This is a genomic window from Pseudomonas sp. R4-35-07, assembly GCF_003852235.1.
Classification (GTDB): domain Bacteria; phylum Pseudomonadota; class Gammaproteobacteria; order Pseudomonadales; family Pseudomonadaceae; genus Aquipseudomonas.
In genome coordinates this window covers 4,164,590-4,184,697 of the sequence record NZ_CP027732.1, presented here as the reverse complement: position 1 = coordinate 4,184,697, position 20,108 = coordinate 4,164,590, and the positions used below count along the sequence as shown (strand labels likewise).

16 protein-coding genes and 1 pseudogene are annotated in these 20,108 nt (G+C 61.1%); 5 read left to right on the top strand and 12 right to left on the bottom strand.

Going from position 1 to position 20,108, the window contains the following annotated elements; all coding sequences use genetic code 11:
- Positions 1 to 56 precede the first annotated feature (56 nt).
- The 8 genes from ccoP (C4J89_RS19035) to ccoN (C4J89_RS19000) form a co-directional block, all read right to left on the bottom strand.
- A complete protein-coding gene (gene ccoP / locus C4J89_RS19035) occupies positions 57 to 1,034 on the bottom strand; it encodes a cytochrome-c oxidase, cbb3-type subunit III (RefSeq protein WP_124363886.1) in 978 nt (325 codons plus the stop codon).
- The gene (locus C4J89_RS19030; protein ID WP_003193169.1) at positions 1,031 to 1,216 is read right to left on the bottom strand and encodes a CcoQ/FixQ family Cbb3-type cytochrome c oxidase assembly chaperone; all 186 of its coding nucleotides are present in this window, start codon (positions 1,214 to 1,216) and stop codon (positions 1,031 to 1,033) included. Before C4J89_RS19030 ends, ccoP (C4J89_RS19035) begins: the two co-directional genes overlap by 4 nt.
- A 5-nt stretch (positions 1,217 to 1,221) precedes the next feature.
- Complete coding sequence (gene ccoO / locus C4J89_RS19025) at positions 1,222 to 1,830, bottom strand: cytochrome-c oxidase, cbb3-type subunit II (protein ID WP_124363885.1); 609 nt, start codon at positions 1,828 to 1,830, stop codon at positions 1,222 to 1,224.
- A complete protein-coding gene (gene ccoN, locus C4J89_RS19020) occupies positions 1,830 to 3,272 on the bottom strand; it encodes a cytochrome-c oxidase, cbb3-type subunit I (RefSeq protein ID WP_124363884.1) in 1,443 nt (480 codons plus the stop codon). Before ccoN (C4J89_RS19020) ends, ccoO (C4J89_RS19025) begins: the two co-directional genes overlap by 1 nt.
- A 398-nt stretch (positions 3,273 to 3,670) precedes the next feature.
- Positions 3,671 to 4,585: a cytochrome-c oxidase, cbb3-type subunit III gene (ccoP, locus tag C4J89_RS19015; RefSeq protein ID WP_124415294.1), complete on the bottom strand. Its 915-nt coding sequence runs from the start codon at positions 4,583 to 4,585 to the stop codon at positions 3,671 to 3,673.
- Positions 4,582 to 4,782 carry a cbb3-type cytochrome c oxidase subunit 3 gene (locus tag C4J89_RS19010; protein WP_124363882.1) on the bottom strand — a complete coding sequence of 67 codons (201 nt, stop codon included), beginning with the start codon at positions 4,780 to 4,782 and terminating at the stop codon, positions 4,582 to 4,584. Before C4J89_RS19010 ends, ccoP (C4J89_RS19015) begins: the two co-directional genes overlap by 4 nt.
- A 3-nt stretch (positions 4,783 to 4,785) precedes the next feature.
- Complete coding sequence (gene ccoO / locus C4J89_RS19005; protein ID WP_124415293.1) at positions 4,786 to 5,394, bottom strand: cytochrome-c oxidase, cbb3-type subunit II; 609 nt, start codon at positions 5,392 to 5,394, stop codon at positions 4,786 to 4,788.
- A gap of 10 nt (positions 5,395 to 5,404) precedes the next feature.
- Positions 5,405 to 6,829 carry a cytochrome-c oxidase, cbb3-type subunit I gene (gene ccoN / locus C4J89_RS19000; RefSeq protein WP_124363880.1) on the bottom strand — a complete coding sequence of 475 codons (1,425 nt, stop codon included), beginning with the start codon at positions 6,827 to 6,829 and terminating at the stop codon, positions 5,405 to 5,407.
- Between the two features lie 79 nt (positions 6,830 to 6,908).
- Between ccoN (C4J89_RS19000) and C4J89_RS18995 the strand changes: the two genes are divergently transcribed.
- Positions 6,909 to 7,601 carry an alpha/beta family hydrolase gene (locus tag C4J89_RS18995; RefSeq protein ID WP_124415292.1) on the top strand — a complete coding sequence of 231 codons (693 nt, stop codon included), beginning with the start codon at positions 6,909 to 6,911 and terminating at the stop codon, positions 7,599 to 7,601.
- A 95-nt stretch (positions 7,602 to 7,696) separates the two neighbouring features.
- Here C4J89_RS18995 and C4J89_RS18990 read toward each other — a convergent pair whose 3' ends face one another.
- Positions 7,697 to 9,262: a PAS domain-containing methyl-accepting chemotaxis protein gene (locus C4J89_RS18990; protein ID WP_124363878.1), complete on the bottom strand. Its 1,566-nt coding sequence runs from the start codon at positions 9,260 to 9,262 to the stop codon at positions 7,697 to 7,699.
- A gap of 95 nt (positions 9,263 to 9,357) precedes the next feature.
- A pseudogene (locus C4J89_RS18985) lies at positions 9,358 to 10,148 on the bottom strand (type II CAAX prenyl endopeptidase Rce1 family protein).
- A gap of 423 nt (positions 10,149 to 10,571) precedes the next feature.
- On the opposite strand from C4J89_RS18985, the gene C4J89_RS18980 reads away from it, so the two are divergent.
- Complete coding sequence (locus tag C4J89_RS18980) at positions 10,572 to 11,432, top strand: DMT family transporter (protein WP_124363876.1); 861 nt, start codon at positions 10,572 to 10,574, stop codon at positions 11,430 to 11,432.
- Positions 11,433 to 11,464: 32 nt separating this feature from the next.
- On the opposite strand, the gene C4J89_RS18975 is transcribed toward C4J89_RS18980, so the two are convergent.
- A complete protein-coding gene (locus C4J89_RS18975; RefSeq protein WP_124415291.1) occupies positions 11,465 to 12,349 on the bottom strand; it encodes a DMT family transporter in 885 nt (294 codons plus the stop codon).
- Positions 12,350 to 12,502: 153 nt separating this feature from the next.
- Between C4J89_RS18975 and aceK the strand changes: the two genes are divergently transcribed.
- Positions 12,503 to 14,233 (top strand): bifunctional isocitrate dehydrogenase kinase/phosphatase, encoded by a 1,731-nt coding sequence (gene aceK, locus C4J89_RS18970; protein WP_124415290.1) that lies wholly within the window; start codon positions 12,503 to 12,505, stop codon positions 14,231 to 14,233.
- A gap of 133 nt (positions 14,234 to 14,366) precedes the next feature.
- Here aceK and C4J89_RS18965 read toward each other — a convergent pair whose 3' ends face one another.
- Entirely contained in the window at positions 14,367 to 15,428 is a 1,062-nt protein-coding gene (locus C4J89_RS18965) for a hypothetical protein (RefSeq protein WP_124415289.1), read from the bottom strand.
- On the opposite strand from C4J89_RS18965, the gene C4J89_RS18960 reads away from it, so the two are divergent.
- Both C4J89_RS18960 and hrpA read left to right on the top strand, forming a co-directional pair.
- Positions 15,396 to 15,596 carry a hypothetical protein gene (locus C4J89_RS18960; RefSeq protein ID WP_124415288.1) on the top strand — a complete coding sequence of 67 codons (201 nt, stop codon included), beginning with the start codon at positions 15,396 to 15,398 and terminating at the stop codon, positions 15,594 to 15,596. The two genes, C4J89_RS18965 and C4J89_RS18960, sit on opposite strands and share 33 nt — an antisense overlap.
- Positions 15,597 to 15,936: 340 nt before the next feature.
- Positions 15,937 to 19,848 carry an ATP-dependent RNA helicase HrpA gene (hrpA, locus tag C4J89_RS18955; RefSeq protein ID WP_124415287.1) on the top strand — a complete coding sequence of 1,304 codons (3,912 nt, stop codon included), beginning with the start codon at positions 15,937 to 15,939 and terminating at the stop codon, positions 19,846 to 19,848.
- Positions 19,849 to 20,108: the final 260 nt, after the last annotated feature.

The following is a 20,108-nucleotide window of genomic DNA, read 5'->3' as shown; positions in this document are numbered from 1 at the left end:
AGAAACAAAAAGCCCCGCCAGTTTTTGCTGCGCGGGGCTTTGTTGTATTCGACGAATTACTGCTCCTCAGCCTTCTTATCCCCATGGGACAAGCTGTACACATACGCCGCCAGCAAGTGCACCTTGTCGTTGCCCTGCAGTTGTTCCTGCGCTGGCATCTGGCCCTGGCGGCCATAGCGAATGGTTTGCTGCAGTTGGGCGAAGCTCGAACCGTAGATGAACGCACCCGGATGAGTCAGGTCCGGTGCGCCCATGGCCGGGGTGCCTTTACCGGCTGGGCCGTGGCAGGCCACGCAGTTGGCGGCGAAGAGTTTTGCGCCGTTGGCGACGTCGGCCTTGGCGCCTTCCGGCAGCTTACGGCCATCGAGGTTGGTCACCACGAACGCCGCTACGTCGGCCACGCCTTGCTCGCCGATCACTTCGGCCCAGCCTGGCATCACCGCATGGCGGCCCTGCATGATGGTTTGCTTGATGGTCGCCGCGTCGCCGCCCCAGCGCCAGTCGGCGTCGGTCAGGTTGGGAAAACCGTAGGCGCCCTTGGCGTCGGAACCGTGGCACACCGAGCAGTTGGAGGCGAACAGACGCCCGCCCATCTTCAGGGCCTGCGGGTCCTTGGCGACTTCTTCAATCGGCATCGAGGCGAATTTGGCGAAGATCGGCCCGAACCTGGCCTCCGACCTGGCCATTTCCTTTTCCCATTCGTGCACGCCGGTCCAGCCGGTCTGGCCGTTGGCGAACGCGGTTTGCTTGTCGTTGTCGAGGTAGTTGTAACCCGGCAGCAGGCCTTTCCAGTTGCCCAGGCCAGGGTACAGCGCCAGGTAGCCGAGGGCGAAGATGATGGTGCCGACGAACAGCATAAACCACCATTTGGGCAGCGGGTTGTCGTATTCCTCGATGCCGTCGAACGAGTGGCCGACGGTCTCGTCCGTCTGTTCGGCGCGCTGGCCCTTGCGGGTCGACAGCAGCAGCCAGGTCAGGGCGAAGATGGTACCCAGACTGAGGACTGTGACGTACAGGCTCCAGAACGTAGTCATTCTTTGTTACTCCTAGACGCTTGCTCGACGTGCTTGATGGCTTCCGGGTCATCCGCAAAAGGCAGCATGGTCGCGTCGTCGAATTCCGATTTGCGCCGTGGGCTGAACACCCACAGCGCCAAGCCGATAAAGGCCACCATCACCACGACGGTGCCCAGGCCACGAATCATTCCGATATCCATGCCGGTCACCGTTTGCTTTTGATGAGGGTGCCAAGGCCCTGCAGGTAGGCCACCAACGCGTCCATTTCGGTCTTGCCTTTGACGGCGGCTGCCGCACCGGCGATGTCTTCGTCGGTGTAGGGCACGCCCAGGGTGCGCAGGACTTCCATTTTTTTCGCGGTGTCCTTGCCGTCGAGCTTGTGTTCCACCAGGAACGGGTACGCCGGCATTTTTGACTCCGGCACCACGTTGCGCGGGTTGTACAAGTGCGCGCGGTGCCAGTCATCGGAGTAACGCCCGCCCACGCGGGCCAGGTCCGGGCCGGTACGCTTGGAACCCCACAGGAACGGGTGGTCCCACACGCTTTCACCGGCGACCGAGTAGTGGCCATAGCGTTCGGTTTCGGCGCGGAACGGGCGGATCATCTGCGAGTGGCAGCCCACGCAACCGTTGGCGATGTAAACGTCGCGGCCTTCCAGTTCGAGGGCGGTGCGCGGTTTCATGCCTTCGACCGGCTTGTTGGTCACGTCCTGGAAGAACAGCGGGACGATCTGGGTCAGGCCGCCGATGCTCACGGCGATGACCATGAAGAAGGCCAGCAGGCCGATATTCTTCTCGACTACTTCATGCTTCATCAGTGGGCTCCCACGACAGCGATCTTGGCGGCGGCTTCAGCTTGCTCAGGGTCGGAGGCACGCACGGTGCGCCAGACGTTGTAGGCCATGAACAGCATGCCGGTGGCGAAGAACGCACCGCCCAGGGCGCGCACGATATAGCCCGGGTGGCTGGCTTGCAGCGCTTCAACGAACGAGTAGGTGAGGGTGCCGTCGTCGTTGATCGCACGCCACATCAGGCCCTGGGTAATGCCGTTGACCCACATCGAGGCGATGTAGAGCACGGTGCCGATAGTGGCCAGCCAGAAGTGCGTGTTGATCAGCCCGACGCTGTGCATCTGCGCACGCCCGAACAGCTTGGGGATCATGTGGTACAGCGCGCCGATGGAGATCATCGCCACCCAGCCCAGAGCGCCGGCGTGGACGTGGCCGATGGTCCAGTCGGTGTAGTGGGAGAGCGAGTTGACGGTCTTGATCGCCATCATCGGGCCTTCGAAGGTCGACATGCCGTAGAACGCTAGCGAAACCACCAGAAAGCGCAGGATCGGGTCGGTGCGCAGCTTATGCCAGGCGCCCGAGAGCGTCATCATGCCGTTGATCATGCCGCCCCAGCTCGGCGCCAGCAGGATGATCGACATCGCCATGCCCAACGACTGCGCCCAGTCCGGCAGCGCGGTGTAGTGCAGGTGGTGCGGACCGGCCCAGATGTACAGGGTGATCAGCGCCCAGAAGTGCACGATGGACAGGCGGTAGGAATAGATGGGACGTTCGGCCTGCTTGGGCACGAAGTAGTACATCATCCCGAGGAAGCCGGTGGTGAGGAAAAAGCCCACGGCATTATGCCCGTACCACCACTGGATCATCGCGTCCGTCGCGCCGGCATAGGCCGAGTAGGACTTGAACAGGCTGACCGGCAGGGACGCGTGGTTGACGATGTGCAACATCGCTGTGACCAGGATGAACGCCCCGTAAAACCAGTTGCCGACATAGATGTGCTTGGTCTTGCGCTTGACGATGGTGCCGAAGAACACCACGGCGTAGGTCACCCACACAATGGCGAGCAAAATGGCAATCGGCCACTCCAGCTCGGCGTATTCCTTGGTGGTGGTGTAGCCCAGGGGCAGGCTGATGATGGCGCCGACGATGACCGCCTGCCAGCCCCAGAAGGTAAAGGCGGCAAGGCCATCGGAAATCAGTCGCGTCTGGCAGGTGCGTTGCACGACGTAGTAGGAGGTGGCAAACAGCGCACAGCCACCGAAGGCAAAGATCACCAGGTTGGTGTGCAGCGGGCGCAGGCGGCCGAAGGTCGTCCAGGGCAGGTCGAAATTCAATTGCGGCCAAACCAGTTGCGAGGCGATGAACACCCCGAGCCCCATGCCAAGGATCCCCCAGACCACCGTCATGATGGCGAACTGGCGAACGACCTTATAGTTATAAGCAGTCGGACTGATTGCTGTGCTCATTCTAAGGTTCCACGGTTTAGGTTTTTTTATAGGTAAAATCGGCCGCAAGTATGTAGAAAGCGAGGGGCCATTGCAACGCAATGACTGACCTGTATCAATGCGTTCCACGCCAGATTCTGCGCCCTTTCCATGTTTGGCGTAAGGATAAAATCCTAATTGAAAGCTGATCAAGTGGACAGGAAAATATCGAAGCCTTGACGAGGGGCGTTGGGTGCACCGCAATCGCTTCGCTTGAAAGCAAGCGTAGACCCGAATGGCAGGAGGGGAAAGGAGCCGCGCAGCGGCAATGGGAAGTTTCAAGCTGCAAGCTGCAAGCTGCAAGTAAAAGCAGCTGCAAGATCCGAGTTGGACGCTCTTCTCTTGCAGCTTGATGCTTAAGACTTGCAGCTCATCTGCTGTTACTGATGGGAAAGGCTATAAACATAAGCCGCCAGCAGGTGCACCTTGTCATTGCCTTGCAGCACTTCCTGCGCAGGCATCTGGCCCTGGCGACCATGACGGATGGTCTGTTGCAGCTGCGCCAGGCTGGTGCCGTAGATAAACCCTGCAGGCTCGGTCAGGTTTGGCGCGCCCATGGCTTCCACACCGTGGCCCTGCGGCCCGTGGCAGGCAACACAGGTGGTGTTGAATGCGGCCTGGCCCGCCGCCAGGTCGGCCGTGCTGTCGGCCGGTAAGGGCAACTTGGCCAGGTCGTGGCGTATATACGCGGCAACATTCTTTACCCCATCCTCGCCCAGCACTTCACCCCAGGCCGGCATCGCCGCGTGGCGACCGCCCAGGATGGTGGCCTTGATCGCTGCGGCCGAACCGCCCCAGCGCCAGTGGCTGTCCGCCAGGTTGGGGAAGCCGTACGCGCCCTTGGCATCCGAGCCGTGGCACACCGCGCAGTTGGAGGCGAACAGGCGACCGCCCATCTTCAAGGCTTGCGGGTCTTTGGCCACTTCTTCCACCGGCATCGCTGCGAATTTGGCGTAGATCGGCCCGAACCTGGCGTCGGCCTTGGCCATCTCCTTGTCCCATTCCTTGGTCGATGTCCAGCCGTCTTCATAGCCCGGCAACACACCTTTCCAGTTACCCAGGCCCGGGTAGAGGACCAGGTAGCCGACGGCAAACACCAGCGTGCCGACGAACAGCATGAACCACCACTGGGGCAGTGGGTTGTCGTATTCCTCGATGCCGTCGAAGGCGTGGCCCATGGTTTGGTCGACGCTGCCGTGGGTTTCGCCCTTGCGGGTGCCGATCAACAGCCAGGTCAGGCCGATCAGGCTGCCGAGGGTCAGTACGCAGATCCATGTACTCCAGAAGGTAGTCATGGCCGAGTGCTCCTTGGTGCGGGCGCTTCTTGAGCGTCGGAGGGAGAAGGTTCATCGGCGAACGGCAGCAGGCGCGCCTGCTCGAAGTCCGCGTTGCGGCGGTTGTTGAACACCCACAGCGACAAGCCGATGAAAGCGATGGCGACCACCAGCGTGCCGAGGCCGCGGATAGTGCCCGCGTCGAATTCAAATCCCATGGCTCACCTCTTGCTCTTGATGGCAGTGCCGAGCACTTGCAGGTAGGAAACCAGCGCGTCCATTTCGGTCTTGCCCTTGAGGCTCGCGACTGCGCCACGAATGTCTTCGTCGGTGTAAGGCACGCCCAGGGTGCGCATGACGTTCAGCTTGGTCTCGGTGTGGCTGCTGTCGACCTGAGCCGTCACCAGCCACGGATAGGCCGGCATTTTCGACTCGGGCACCACGTTGCGCGGGTTGTACAGGTGCGCGCGGTGCCAGTCGTCCGAGTAGCGTGCGCCCACGCGGGCCAGGTCCGGCCCGGTGCGCTTGGAGCCCCACAAGAACGGGTGGTCCCACACGCTTTCGCCGGCCACCGAGTAATGGCCGTAGCGTTCGGTCTCGGCGCGGAACGGGCGGATCATCTGCGAGTGGCACTGCACGCAGCCTTCACGGATGTAGATGTCGCGGCCCTCCAGCTGCAGCGCGGTGTAGGGTTTCATGCCTTCGACCGGCTTGTTGGTCACGTCCTGGAAGAACAACGGGACGATCTGGGTCAGGCCGCCGATGCTCACGGCGAGCACCATCAGCAGCATCAGCAGGCCGACGTTTTTTTCAATGACTTCGTGTTTCATCACAACCTCCTCAGGCCAGTTGCGCGACAGGCACGGCGTCGGCGGGCTGTACCGCGCGCACGGTGCGCCATGTGTTGTAAGCCATCAGGAACATGCCGCTGAGGAACACCGCTCCGCCCACCAGCCGCACGATGTAGCCCGGGTGGCTGGCCACCAGGGTTTCGACGAAGGAGTAGGTCAGGGTGCCGTCCTCATTGATCGCACGCCACATCAGGCCCTGGGCGATGCCGTTGACCCACATCGAAGCGATGTAGAGCACGGTGCCGATAGTGGCCAGCCAGAAGTGCGCGTTGATCAGGCCGAGGCTGTACATCTGCTCACGCCCGAAGACTTTGGGAATCATGTGGTACAGCGCACCGATGGAAATCATCGCCACCCAACCGAGTGCGCCGGCGTGGACGTGGCCGATGGTCCAGTCGGTGTAGTGGGAGAGGGCGTTGACGGTTTTGATCGCCATCATCGGGCCTTCGAAAGTGGACATGCCGTAGAACGCCAGGGACACCACGAGGAAGCGCAGGATCGGGTCGCTGCGCAACTTATGCCAGGCGCCCGAGAGCGTCATCATGCCGTTGATCATGCCGCCCCAGCTCGGTGCCAGCAGCACCAGCGACATCACCATGCCCAGCGACTGTGCCCAATCCGGCAACGCGGTGTAGTGCAGGTGGTGGGGGCCGGCCCAGATATACAGGGTGATCAGCGCCCAGAAGTGCACGATGGACAAACGATACGAATACACCGGGCGTTCGGCCTGCTTGGGCACGAAGTAGTACATCATCCCAAGGAAGCCGGCGGTGAGGAAAAAGCCTACGGCGTTATGCCCGTACCACCACTGCACCATCGCATCCGTCGCACCGCCGTACAGCGAGTAGGACTTGGTCAGGCTGACCGGGATTTCCAGGTTGTTGACGATATGCAGGATCGCCACGGTGATGATGAATGCGCCGAAAAACCAGTTACCCACATAGATGTGCTTGGTGTTGCGCTTCATGATCGTGCCGAAGAACACGATGGCATAGGCCACCCAGACGATGGTGATCAGGATGTCGATCGGCCATTCCAGCTCGGCGTATTCCTTGGAACTGGTGTAGCCCAGCGGCAGGCTGATCGCGGCCAACAGGATGACGAGCTGCCAGCCCCAGAAGCAGAACGCGGCGATTTTCGGTGCGAACAGCTGTGTCTGGCAGGTGCGCTGCACCGAATAGAAGGAGCTGGCGAACAGTGCGCAGCCACCGAAGGCAAAGATCACGGCGTTGGTGTGCAGCGGGCGCAGGCGACCGAAGCTGGTCCAGGGCAAATCGAAGTTGAGCGCAGGCCAAACCAATTGGGCCGCGAGAAAAACCCCGAGGCCCATGCCGACGATGCCCCACACCACCGTCATAATGGCGAATTGGCGGACCACCTTGTAGTTATAGGCGGTACTTAAAGTAGTGTTCATGGTTCCCCATCCACGGTTCAACCCAAGCCGGAGCGGCACTTGGGCTGGAGTTATAGGCAGACTAAAAAGCGAGGCAAGCATGGGCAAAGAGCACAAGGCCAGTATTGACGGGGATCAATGGGCGCAGTGTGTGCGTGAACGCGGCTGGTTATGGGATGTCGCGGCGCAGGCGGTTTCAGGCGAGCCCGTCACGTTGATCCTGGCCCATGGCGCCGGCGCGCCGATGGACTCGGGGTTCATGAACGACATGGCTGCGCGCCTTGCCGGGCATGGCGTCAACGTCGTGCGCTTCGAGTTTCCCTACATGGCCCAGCGCCGGTTGGACGGAGGCAAGCGCCCACCGAACCCGGCGCCGAAACTGCTGGAGGCGTGGCGGGAGGTGTATGCCCTGGTGCGGCGTCATGTCGCGGGCAAGGTGGCGATTGGCGGCAAATCCATGGGCGGGCGGATGGCCAGTTTATTGGCCGACGAACTGGACGCCGCTGGGTTGGTGTGCCTGGGCTATCCGTTCTATGCGGTGGGCAAGCCGGAAAAACCTCGGGTAGAGCATTTGGCTGCGCTTAAGACGCCGACGCTGATTGTGCAGGGCGAGCGTGATGCACTGGGTAATCGGGCGGCGGTGGAGGGGTATGAGCTGTCGCCGAGCATCGAGGTGATGTGGCTGGTGGCGGGGGATCATGATTTGAAGCCGTTGAAGGCTTCCGGGTTTAGCCATGCACAGCATCTGGAGGCTGCTGCGGTGAAGGTGGCTGGGTTTCTTGGTGCCTGTTAGGGCCCTATCGGGGGCAAGCCCCCTCCCACATTCGACCGAGTTCCAAATTTGGAATGTGGTCAAAATGTGGGAGGGGGCTTGCCCCCGATAGCGGTCTATCGGTTAAAACGCTCTACCAGCGAGTACTGGGTATTGGCCGTATGCGTCAACTCTTCACTCAACTGCGCCGAATTCATCGCCTGTTCCGAGGTCTGGTCCGCCAGCAACGCAATGGTGCTGATGTTACGGCTGATCTCTTCGGCAACCGCGCTTTGCTCTTCAGTCGCGGCGGCGATCTGCGTGGTCATGTCGGTGATATTCGCCACCGCCTCACTGATACCGACCAGCGCCTGATCCGCTTCCATCACCCGTGCCACACCCTCTTCGGCCTGGCGATGCCCGGCGTCCATGGTTTGCACGGCGGCGGCGGCCGTCTGCTGCAGTTTGGCGATCAGGGTATGGATCTGTCCGGTCGATTCAGCGGTGCGTTGCGCCAACTGGCGCACTTCATCCGCCACCACCGCAAACCCACGGCCCATCTCACCGGCGCGCGCCGCTTCGATGGCGGCGTTCAAGGCCAGCAGGTTGGTCTGGTCGGCAATGCCTTTGATCACATCCACCACGCCGCCGATTTCATCGCTGTCCTTGGCCAGTTGCGTGACGGTGATACCGGTTTCGCCCACCGCCACCGACAGGCGCTGAATCGCCTCACGGGTTTCCCCGGCGATATCGCGGCCGCGGCCGGTCAGGCGATTGGCTTCCTGGGTGGCATCTGCCGTGCGCTGCACGTGGCTGGCGACTTCCTGGGTGGTCGCTGCCATCTGATTGACCGCAGTGGCTACCTGTTCCGTCTCTACGCGCTGGCGCTCCAGGCCGCTGGAGCTGTTGTGCGCCAGGGTGTTGGACTGCGCGGCCTGGTCGTTGAGGTGTTCGGCAGTGTCCTGCAGGCGGGTGAGGCAGGTCTTCAGACGCGCTTCCTGGCTGAGGATCGACATTTCCAGCCGCGCCTGGGCGCCGCGGCTGTCGGTGTACATCTGCGCGATCAACGGGTCGGAGGTGGTCTGCTCGGCCAGGCGCAGCAAACGCTTGAGGCCGCGCTGTTGCCAGCTCAGGCCCAGCAGGCCCAACGGCACCGACAGCGCTGCCGCCAAGGCAAAACCCCACTGGGACGTGAGGGTGGCACCGATCATGAAGCTCAACTGGCTGACCAGGATAAATGGCAGCCAGTCCTGCAGCACCGGCAGCCACTTGTCCCGCTGGGGAACGGCCGACTTGCCCTGGTTGATGCGTTGATAGAGCGCTTCGGCCCGGCGGATCTGCTCGGCGGTGGGCTTGATGCGCACCGATTCGTAGCCGATCACCTGGTTGCCGTCGAAGACCGGTGTCACATAGGCGTTAACCCAGTAGTGGTCACCGGTCTTGCAGCGATTCTTGACAATGCCCATCCATGGCAAGCCTTGTTTGAGCGTCGACCACATGTGCGCGAACACCGCCGCCGGAACGTCCGGGTGACGCACCAGATTGTGCGGGGCGCGGGTCAGTTCGTCGCGGGTGAACCCACTGATTTCGACAAAGGCGTCGTTGCAGTAGGTGATCACACCCTTGGCGTCTGTGGTGGAGATCAACCGTTGCTGAGCGGGGAAGGTACGTTCGCGCTGGGTAACGGGTTGGTTATTACGCATGATTGTTCAATCCGCAAGGCTTTCAGGGGTTATCGGCCATGCCGGGCATTTATTTAACTTATTTTTTGCAACAATCCGGACGAGCGGGTTACAGCTCAGCTGGCCAGCATCGGATAAGTGAACAGCCCGAAGTGAAGCAGATTCAAGCCAAAGTGCGTGGCAATGGCCGCGCCCAACCCGCCGAAGCGATACGCCAGGCCGTAACCGACGCCGGCAATACTCGCCAGCAGCACCCACTGCCAACCTGCGCCCAGGTGTACCAGCCCGAATAACAAAGAGGCCAGCAACAGCGCGAGGTTCTCGCCGTAGGGCAGGTGTTTGAAACGCTGGCTCAGACCGCCCTGGATATAGCCACGAACAGCGCTTCTTCCACCAGCGTCACCAGCAGTAGGTTGTTCAACACCCACAGCCACGCCGAGTCCGGCCATTTCGGTGCCCAACTGATCATCCCCAGCAGCGCTGCGCCACCCAAGGCTGCGATTGCCGTCAGGGTCACGGCCAGGGCGGTAACGCACATCGACAGGCGCAATGAGCGCCGCGTCACGATCCATGGGCAGGCCAGCAGCAGCCAGAAGCCGATCAGCGGTTTGTCCTGGTTCAGGTACATCGAGAACGGCACGGCATCGGCGGTGAACCGCTGAGGCGCGATGCCTCGGCCATTGTAGAAACCCGGTAGCCAGTGCATCGCCAGGCCCAACGCCAGCACGATGAACAGACCATGGCCGAGGTAGCGTGCCCAGGGGTTGCGTTGCTGGCGCACGGCATATCCTGCGATCAGCAAAAGCGCCACGGAGACCGCCGCCAACACGCCCAATTGCCCGTAGATCAAGGCCACGACATAGCCGATGGAAAGCAGCGCGAGGTACAGCCAGGGCAGGGCAGCCATTGTGAAATCCTTCGAAAAAAAACGGGCGGCATTATAGCGAGCGGTCCGGTTCAAGGGCATGAAAACTCCTCCACGCAAAAGGCTGTGAGGGAAAGGATTGCTAAATAAGTTTGCCGCTGGTTATAGTCGACGCGTCTTTATCCCTTCAAAAAGATCAGCACATGCCAGCTTCCCAGCGCATAGCAGTAGTCGATTCAGCGGTCAACGCTGTGGTCGTGCCGTGCGGCGCCAAGCAGCCTGCGCAGATCAGTCACTACCCCCCACTTGTCAGTAGCACGCCGGTGTACGCAGTCGTATCACCGCCGGGTGTTGGCATTTCGGGCTGATCAGCTGTTCGCTGTAGCCCTGTGCCTACCTGAAAAAACCTACTGAAATTCGGTATTTACCGAGTCGGCTTTTTTGCCTGATCACAGGTGGTAACTCATGTCTGTTCTTTCGAAACAATCCGTGGCCGCGGCGGCCTCGACGAGCCTGTTTGTCCTGTTGTGGAGCAGCGGGGCGATTTTCTCCAAGCTGGGCCTGGCTCATGCTTCACCCTTTGCCTTTTTGCTGATCCGGTTTGCCATCGCCCTGGTCGGGCTAGTGGTGCTGGTGCCGATCCTCAAGTTGCAGCTGCCACGTCCTGGCAAACCCATGCGGTATGCCGCAACGACGGGTCTGGTGTTATTGGGGGCGTACCAGATTTTTTATCTGCTGGCCCTGGATCTCAAAGTCACCCCTGGGGTGATGGCCACCATCATGGGCGTACAGCCGATCCTCACCGTGGTGCTGATGGAGCGCCAGCGCTCCTGGCGGCGATTGTTCGGCCTGGGATTGGGCTTGGCCGGGTTGATCATGGTGGTTTACCAAGGCATCGGACTGGCCGGCATGTCCCTGACTGGGATGCTGTTCGGGCTTCTGGCGCTGGCAAGCATGACGTTTGGCTCGATCATGCAAAAGCGCATCACCGACAATCCTTTGGGCACGTTGCCGCTGCAATACCTGTCTGGGCTGTTGTTGTGCGCGGTGTTCGTGCCGTTCCAGCCATTCCATTTCGAGCACAATGCGGGCTTTTACCTACCGGTGCTGTGGATGGGGCTGGTGGTGTCAGTGCTGGCAACGCTGTTGCTGTATCGCCTGATCGCCCGGGGCAATCTGGTGAACGTCACCAGCCTGTTTTATCTGGTGCCAGCGGTGACGGCGGTGATGGATTACCTGATCTTCGGTAATCAGCTGGCATTGTTGAGCCTGTTGGGGATGGGGCTAATCATTGTCGGCCTGGTCTTTGTATTCCGTAAAGACTGATGCTCGCGCTGTAGGATCGAGCGTATTCGCTCCTACAGTTTCTGCGGCCGCAACACCAACCATAACGCCCCGGCAATCAATACTCCGCCATACAGATGGGCCATGGACAATGGCTCATCCAGCAGCAGCGCGCCCCACAGTACGCCGAACGGCGGGATCATGAAGGTCACGGTCATTGACTTGACCGGGCCGATGGAGGACAGCAGGCGAAAGTACAGAATGTAGGCAAAGGCCGTACACACCAGGCCCAACCCCAGCAACGACATCCACACCTGCCACCCACCCCAGCTCGCCGGCGGCTGGCGGATGGCGTTGTAAGCGAACAACGGCAGCAGAAACAACGTGGCGCCGAGCATGCTGCCCAGGGCCGACAGGCGGCTGTCGAGCCCGCCGCGCTGATCCAGCCAGCGCCGGGCGAGAAATCCGGCAAAGCCGTAGCACGTGGTGGCCAGCAAACATGCCAGTGCCCCCGTCAACAATTGCAGGTCAAACGCCACCGGCCCCGCACGGGTCAGCACGCCCACGCCGAACAGGCCCAGACACACGCCGGCGATTTTCGACGGCGTCAGGCGTTCACTGAAAAACATGCCACCAATCAGCACGCCCATCAGGGGCGTGGTGGCGTTGAAAATGGCCGAGTAACCCGCCGGCAACACCTGTGCCGCTACCGAATACAGGGTCGCCGGAATCCCGGAGTTGATCACGCCCAACAGCAGGATGGTCTTGAACTTGCCCTGGAAGTCCCAGTTCACACCCATCATCGCCAGAATCACCAGCAAGCCGGCGGCAGCGATTGATACGCGGAAAAACGCAGTCGGCACGCTGCCGATTTCCGGCGCGATGATGCGCATAAACAGGAAGCTCGCCCCCCAGATGGCGGCCAGCCCCAGCAAGTACAGAGTGTCGACAGGTTTCACGGAAAACTCCTACACGATCAGGCCGGGGAGTGTTGCCCAGCGTTCCGGTCGACACAATCGCTAAGTACGGCGGCCGATGAAAAATCCTCCTTCTCCTGCCGGGGTTCACTGGCTAAGCTCAGGGCTTCCCGATACCCGTTCGAGGTTTTCCGCATGCCGCAGTCCGCCCTTGCTATCGCCCGGATGATCCTCGACGGTTTCGACGACTATCGTGAGCACTTTCGCCAGATCACCGATGGCGCTCGCGAGCGTTTCGAAAAGGCCCAATGGCAGCAAGGGCAAGCCGCTTCGGCGGCGCGCATCAGTCTGTATGAAGAGAAAGTGGGTGAGGTCACGGCGCGTCTGCGGGCTGCTTTCGAGGCGGGCGTGTTGCAGGACATCGAGCTGTGGCCCCAGGTGAAAAGCGCCTACATCGGCCTGATCGACCTGCGCTTTGACGATGAGCTGTCCGAAACTTGGTACAACTCGGTCTTCTGCAGCCTGTTCAGCCATGACCTGATCAGCGACGGCTGCATGTTTATCCACACCACGCGCCCCAGCCAGCGTCTGGCGCGGGCGGCGCAGACCCGCATCTACACGCCTGCAGGCAACATGGCGCAGATGCTTGCGCAGATTTTCGCGGACTACAGCTTCAGTGAGCCCTACGCCGACTTGCCCGCCGACCTGCAACGCCTGGAAGCCCAACTGCGCGAAAACCTGCCGGACTGGGTGTGCAAAGACCCGGACCTGAACGTCGAGCTGTTTTCCTCGGTGCTCTACCGCAATAAAGGCGCCTACCTGGTGGGGCGTATCTACACCCGCGACGAACAATGGCCGTTGGTGATCCCATTGTTGCACCGCGAAGGGCGGGGTATTCAGATCGATGCGTTGATCACCGACGAAGCTGAGGTGTCGATCATTTTTTCCTTTACGCGCTCCTATTTCATGGTCGACGTGCCCGTGCCTGCCGAGTTCATCGACTTTCTCAAGCGCATCCTGCCCGGCAAGCACATCGCCGAGCTGTACACGTCCATTGGCTTCTATAAACACGGCAAGTCGGAGTTCTACCGCGCACTGATCAATCACCTGGCCACCACCGATGACCAGTTCATCATGGCGCCGGGCGTGCGTGGCATGGTCATGAGCGTTTTTACCCTGCCGGGCTTCAACACCGTGTTCAAGATCATCAAGGACCGTTTCTCACCGTCGAAAAACGTCAACCGCGCCACGGTGATCGAGAAGTACCGCCTGGTCAAAAGTGTCGACCGCGTGGGGCGCATGGCCGATACCCAGGAGTTCGCCGACTTTCGCTTCCCCTTGAGCAAGTTCGAGCCCGACTGCCTTGCCGAGTTGTTGGAAGTGGCCGCCGACACTGTCGAAGTGGAAGGTGACACCGTGCTGATCCGCCACTGCTGGACCGAACGGCGCATGACCCCGCTCAACCTCTACCTGGAAAACGCCAACCCCGCCCAGGTACGTGAAGCCCTGGAAGACTACGGGCTGGCGATCAAGCAATTGGCGGCGGCGAATATCTTTCCCGGTGACATGCTGCTCAAGAACTTCGGCGTCACCCGTCACGGCCGGGTGGTGTTTTATGACTACGATGAAATCTGCTTTCTCACCGAGGCCCACTTCCGCCACATTCCCGCGCCGCGTACCCCAGAGGATGAAATGGCCTCCGAACCGTGGTACTCCATTGGTCCGCTGGATGTGTTTCCTGAGGAATTCCCGCCTTTTCTGTTCGCCGACGCCGGCCAGCGCAAGCTGTTCGATGAGCTGCATGGTGAGCTGTATAACGCGGACTATTGGAAAGGGCTGCAGGAGGCCATTCGCGCGGGGAAGGTGATTGACGTGTTTCCGTATCGGCGCAAGGACCCGCGTGATGAAGAGGGGCTGGCGAGTTGAAGAGTTAAGCGTGGCCCAGTGGCCGACTGCGATGTGCAATCAGCCACTGGGCGCCTGTTTTTGACGCGCGTGGTCGAGCTCTTTTGGCCGGGCTGGGTTGAAGCTGGTGTACGGTTGTTTAAATCGCTATGCGTTACGGTTGCGTAGCGGTCAAGCGATGAAGGGCCAGCGTGTTTGTCAGATCGGTGTAGATAGTGCGCAAATCGGTGTTCAGTTCAGCGACCAGCGCTCGCTGTTTATTGCGATCTTTAAGTTGACTGATCGCCGCGTGTTTGACGTGCATGTTGTTTGCGGAATCAATCACTGCCTTGAACTGCGCACGTTCCTCGGCAATGCCAGCTTGTTCCGTACGGGGCACTGCGTTCAGTTGTACAAAAGCCTTTTCGATGACGGCCAATTCCAGTTTGATTCGGCGGTTGTTTGGCGGGGTCAGCAGCAGCGCAGGGTTCATGCCCTCGATCGAGCTGCCATCAAGGTTGCCGTTGCGCCAGGCGTCGCGCAAATTCACCAAGACGTCCCGTGCGGCATCGACCGCCTGGGCCGAGAGTTTCTCCCCCAGGCCGTTGCGCTGCACGGTCTCGACTGTGCGTTCCAGTCGGTGGAGTGTCAGTTCCACCGGTGCCAGTTGCTTGTGCCGCTCCAGACTCTGCTCCAGGCGTTTACGCTCCGGGACCAAGCCAAGGGAGGACTTGAATTGGCTGCTGCCTTTCAAACGGCCCGTTGCCCATGCATTGCGAGACTCGGTCATGGCGTTGCGTTGCCTGAGAAAGATGTCTTCCTCGGCGTGAGACAGAGGCTGCGGCTCTTGCCTGATGTGGTTGTCCAGCACGGCAATCTCTTTCTCCAGAGCGTTGATATGTTTGACCGCCTGTTCCAGAGTGTGCCCACTCAGCTGGTTGCTCAGGCGTGCAGGCGGCAGCACGGCAACCGTTATCGGGTCCAGCTCGCAGGACGGTGGCGCAATGGCGGCGGCCCACGCTGCGCGTCGACCCAGCAGGGCATCGCGGCGCTCCACGCGAGCGGTCAGTTGCTCGTAGCGCTGCTGGAGGGCGTGCAGGCTTGTTTTGTCATCCGGTTGCACGGCGAAGTGTTTGTGGCTTTCCTGGTCTAAGGCTGCAAGCGCTTCATCAATCCTTGAACTGTGCATCCAGGCCTGAAGCTGATGGCCTTTTTCCTGCGCGGCACGGTCGGGCATTCGATTGATTGGGCCAAACAATGCGTGTTCAAGGTGCCGGCATTTGTCGAGCATGTGCCGGTGGCCTTGCCCTATCAGGCTTTCAACCACCGCTTCATGGATGGCGTGGGTTTGCTGGAACAGCCTGCCCAAGGTGGCGCCGGGTTGGTAGGCGGGCAATGGTTTTGATCCGAACATAATGGTTTCTCCGGTACGGTGGGCATGAGGTTTTTCCTTGGCGAGCCGCGTGGGGTGGGTGTGCGGGTGGGGTCGCGTGCCGCAGTAAATCGCGCCGGATCGTCACCAGGCCAGATGCGCGTTCTGATAGCCCTGCGTGAAAAGTCGAATGAGAGAGTAGGTGGCACGACCCCGTCGAGCTAAAAATAGCCGGCTCACGCGTATGAAGCGGCCGTGTTGCCGTGATGAAAGGGCTTGGCTCGTTTACAAGGACAGAAATCTGCGACAATTGCCGTCTACGATCATGTCACCGCAGGCTTACCTGCCTCATTAAAAGACCTTTGCGTACCTGATGACCGACCAAGCGCCCACCATCGACCAACTGCTTAAAACCCTCGATCACGCCATGCTTGCCGACCGCAACCGCTTGCGGCGCCAGTTGCTTGAGCTGCGCAAGAAGCCCGATGAGCAGAAGCTGGCGCAGTGGGTATCGCGTATGCAGGCGTCCTGCGCCCAGGTCACGGCGCGGCGGGACAGCCTGCCGGTGATTCGTTACGACGACAGCCTGCCGATTGCCGCCAAGCGAGATGAAATCAAGGCCGCGCTGAACAAGCACCAGGTGCTGATCATCGCCGGTGAGACCGGTTCGGGTAAAACTACCCAGTTGCCGAAGATTTGCCTGGAGATCGGCCGCGGCCAGTTCGGCCTGATCGGCCACACCCAGCCGCGCCGGATTGCTGCGCGCAGCGTTGCCAGCCGGGTTGCCGAAGAGCTGGCCACGCCGCTCGGCGCGTTGGTCGGCTATCAGGTGCGCTTCGAGGACCAGAGCGACTCCAATACGCTGATCAAACTGATGACCGACGGTATTCTACTGGCGGAAACCCAGAACGACCGCTACCTGGAGCGCTACGACACGATCATCGTCGACGAAGCCCATGAGCGCAGCCTGAACATCGACTTCCTGCTGGGTTACCTCAAGACCCTGCTGCCGCGTCGCCCGGACCTGAAAGTCATCATTACTTCGGCAACTATCGACCTGGAGCGTTTCTCCAAGCATTTCGACGATGCGCCCATCGTGGAGGTGTCAGGCCGTACCTTCCCGGTGGACACCTGGTACCGCCCGCTGACCCTGGAGCAGGACGAGGAGGGCAACCGTGTCGAGGATGACTTGACCGTCGACCAGGCAATCCTCGCCACCCTCGACGAAATCGCCGCCTACGAGCGCAGCGAACGCCGCAGCCCCGGTGATGTGCTGGTGTTCCTGCCCGGCGAACGCGAAATTCGCGACGCCGCCGAGATGCTGCGCAAGGCGCAGCTCAAGCACACTGAAATCCTGCCGCTGTATGCGCGCCTGTCACCCGCCGAGCAACAGCGCATTTTCCAATCACACCCAGGCCGGCGCGTGGTACTGGCGACCAACGTCGCGGAAACCTCGCTGACCGTGCCGGGCATTCGTTATGTGATCGACAGCGGCACCGCACGCATCAGCCGCTACAGCTACCGCGCCAAGGTGCAACGCCTGCCGATCGAGGCGATTTCCCAGGCCAGCGCCAACCAGCGCAAAGGCCGTTGCGGCCGGGTCGAGCCGGGCATCTGCATTCGCTTGTACAGCGAAGAGGACTTTATCGGGCGCCCGGAATTTACCGACCCTGAGATCCTGCGCACCAACCTCGCCGCCGTGATCCTGCAGATGCTGCACCTGCGCCTGGGTGAAATCACCGACTTCCCGTTTATCGAACCGCCGGATGGCAAGGCCATCAGCGACGGTTTCAACCTGCTGCAAGAGCTGTCGGCGGTGGACCGTAACAGCCAGCTCACGCCGCTCGGCCGCCAACTGGCGCGCTTGCCCGTGGACCCGCGCATGGGCCGCATGCTGCTCGAAGCCGCCAAGCTCGGCAGCCTGCAGGAAGTGCTGATCGTGGCCAGCGCCATGTCGATCCAGGACCCGCGCGAGCGCCCGCCGGAACGCCAGCAGGCCGCCGACCAGGCCCATGCGCAGTGGAAAGACCCGGATTCGGACTTCGCCGGTCTGGTCAACCTGTGGCGCGGCTTTGAAGAACAGCGCCAGGCACTGACCGCCAGCCCGCTGCGTAATTGGTGTCGCAAAAACTTCCTCAACTACCTGCGCCTGCGCGAGTGGCGCGATTCCCATCGCCAGTTGAGCCTGATCTGTCGCGACATGCAGCTGACGATCAACAAGGAACCGGCCGACTTCCCGAAATTGCACAAGGCGGTGCTGTCCGGCTTGCTCAGCCAGATCGGCCAGAAGACCGAGGACGGCGACTACCTCGGTGCCCGGCAGCGGCGTTTCTGGATTCATCCTTCTTCGGGCATTGGCAAGAAGCGCCCGCAATGGCTGATGACCGCTGAATTGGTGGAAACCACCAAGCTGTATGCGCGCATGGTGGCCAAGATCGACGCCGACTGGATCGAACCGCTGGCCGGGCACCTGATCAAGAAAAACCACTTCGAACCCCATTGGGAGAAAAAGCGCGGCCAGGTGGTGGCGTTTGAACAGATCACGCTGTTCGGGCTGATCGTGGTTGGACGCCGGCCGGTGCATTACGGGCCGATCGACCCGGTGGTGTCCCGCGAGCTGTTCATTCGCGAAGGCCTGGTGCGTGGAGAGATCCAGTCCCGAGCCAAGTGCCTCACGGCCAACCAGCAACTGCTGGAGCAGCTCGACGAACTGGAAGCCAAGGCGCGCCGTCGCGACATCCTGGCCGACGAGGAAACCCTCTACGCCTTCTACGATGCGCGTTTGCCGGCAGAGATCCACCAGACCGCCACCTTCGACAGCTGGTACAAGGTCAACAGCCAGAAAGACCCGCAACTGCTGATCATGCGCGAAGAAGACGTGCTGGCCCGCGAAGCCAGTGAAGTCACCGCCGCGCATTACCCGGACACCTTGCACCTGGGCGACCTGGCGCTGGCCTTGAGTTACCACTTCGAACCCAACCACCCGCGCGATGGCGTAACCCTGCGCGTGCCGGCGCCGCTGTTGCCGGCGTTGCCCGCCGAGCGCCTGGAATGGCTGGTGCCGGGAGTCATCGAAGCCAAGTGCATCGCCCTGGTGCGTAACCTGCCCAAGGCGCTGCGCAAAAACTTCGTGCCGGTGCCGGATTTCGTCAAGGCGGCGCTGCAGCGCATCGAGTTTGGCCAGGGTTCGCTGCCCCAGGCATTGGGTCGCGAACTGTTGCGCATGACCGGTGCGCGGGTCAGCGATGAAGCCTGGGCGGAGGCCGCGCAGCAGGTGGAAAACCATTTGAAGATGAACCTGGAAGTGGTTGATGGCGAGGGCAAATTCCTCGGCGAAGGCCGTGACCTGGCACAGCTGACCGCGCGTTTCGCCCAAGCCAGCCAGGCCGCCCTGGCGGTGCCGCAAACCGCGAAAAGCCAGCAGCCGGTGCACGCCAAGGTGTTTGCACCGGTGGCCGAAAAAACCCAGCAAAACATCGCCGGCCTGTCGATGACGGTGTACCCCGCGCTGGTGGAAGAAAACGGCACGGTCAAGGAAGGGCGTTTCTCCACGGCCGCCGAGGCCGAGTTCCAGCATCGGCGTGCCTTGCAGCGCCTGTTGATGCAGCAACTGGCGGAACCGGCGAAATTCCTGCGCGGCAAATTGCCGGGCCTGACCGAGTTGGGCCTGCTGTACCGCGAACTGGGGCGTGTCGAGGCGCTGGTGGAAGATATCCTGCTGGCCAGCCTCGATACCTGCGTATTGGAAGGCGAAGCCGCGTTGCCGCGCGATGGCGCTGGGCTGGCCGCGTTGGCCGAGCGCAAACGTGGCGGTTGGACCGAACAGGCTGAGCGTCTGGCGCGTCTGACCCTGGAAGTACTGAAACTCTGGCACGGCCTGCAAAAACGCTTCAAAGGCAAGATCGACCTCGCCCAGGCGGTGGCCTTGAACGATATCAAGCAGCAGTTGAGCAACTTGGTGTACCCAGGGTTTGTGCGCGAGATCCCGGCCCAATGGTTCAAGGAGTTGCCGCGTTTCCTCAAGGCTATCGAGCTGCGCCTGGAAAAACTGCCGAGCCAGGTGCAGAAGGATCGTGTGTGGAGCGCCGAGTTGAGTGGCTTGTGGGCGCAGTACCAGAATCGCCTGAATAAACACGCCAAGGAAGGCAAGCGTGATCCGCAGCTGGAGCTCTATCGCTGGTGGCTGGAAGAATACCGGGTGTCGTTGTTTGCCCAGCAACTGGGAACCAAGGTGCCGATTTCCGATAAGCGCTTGAGCAAACAATGGAGCCAGGTAGAGCCCTGAAGCATTCCCGGTTTCCTGAATTGAACAGGGTCAAATGGCGGGAGGGGGCTTGCCCCCGATGGCTGTGTATCAGTTGCAGAGTCTGGCTCTGACACACCGGCATCGGGGGCAAGCCCCCTCCCACAATGAGATGTTTGTCTGGCATATGGCGCCAAATCACCGGCGTTGTGGCAAACTTCGCGGTTACAAGATGAATAAAGCGTTGCCAGTTCGATGCCCGCTGGACGGAATCGAACGACTCACAGTTTGGTACGACGGTA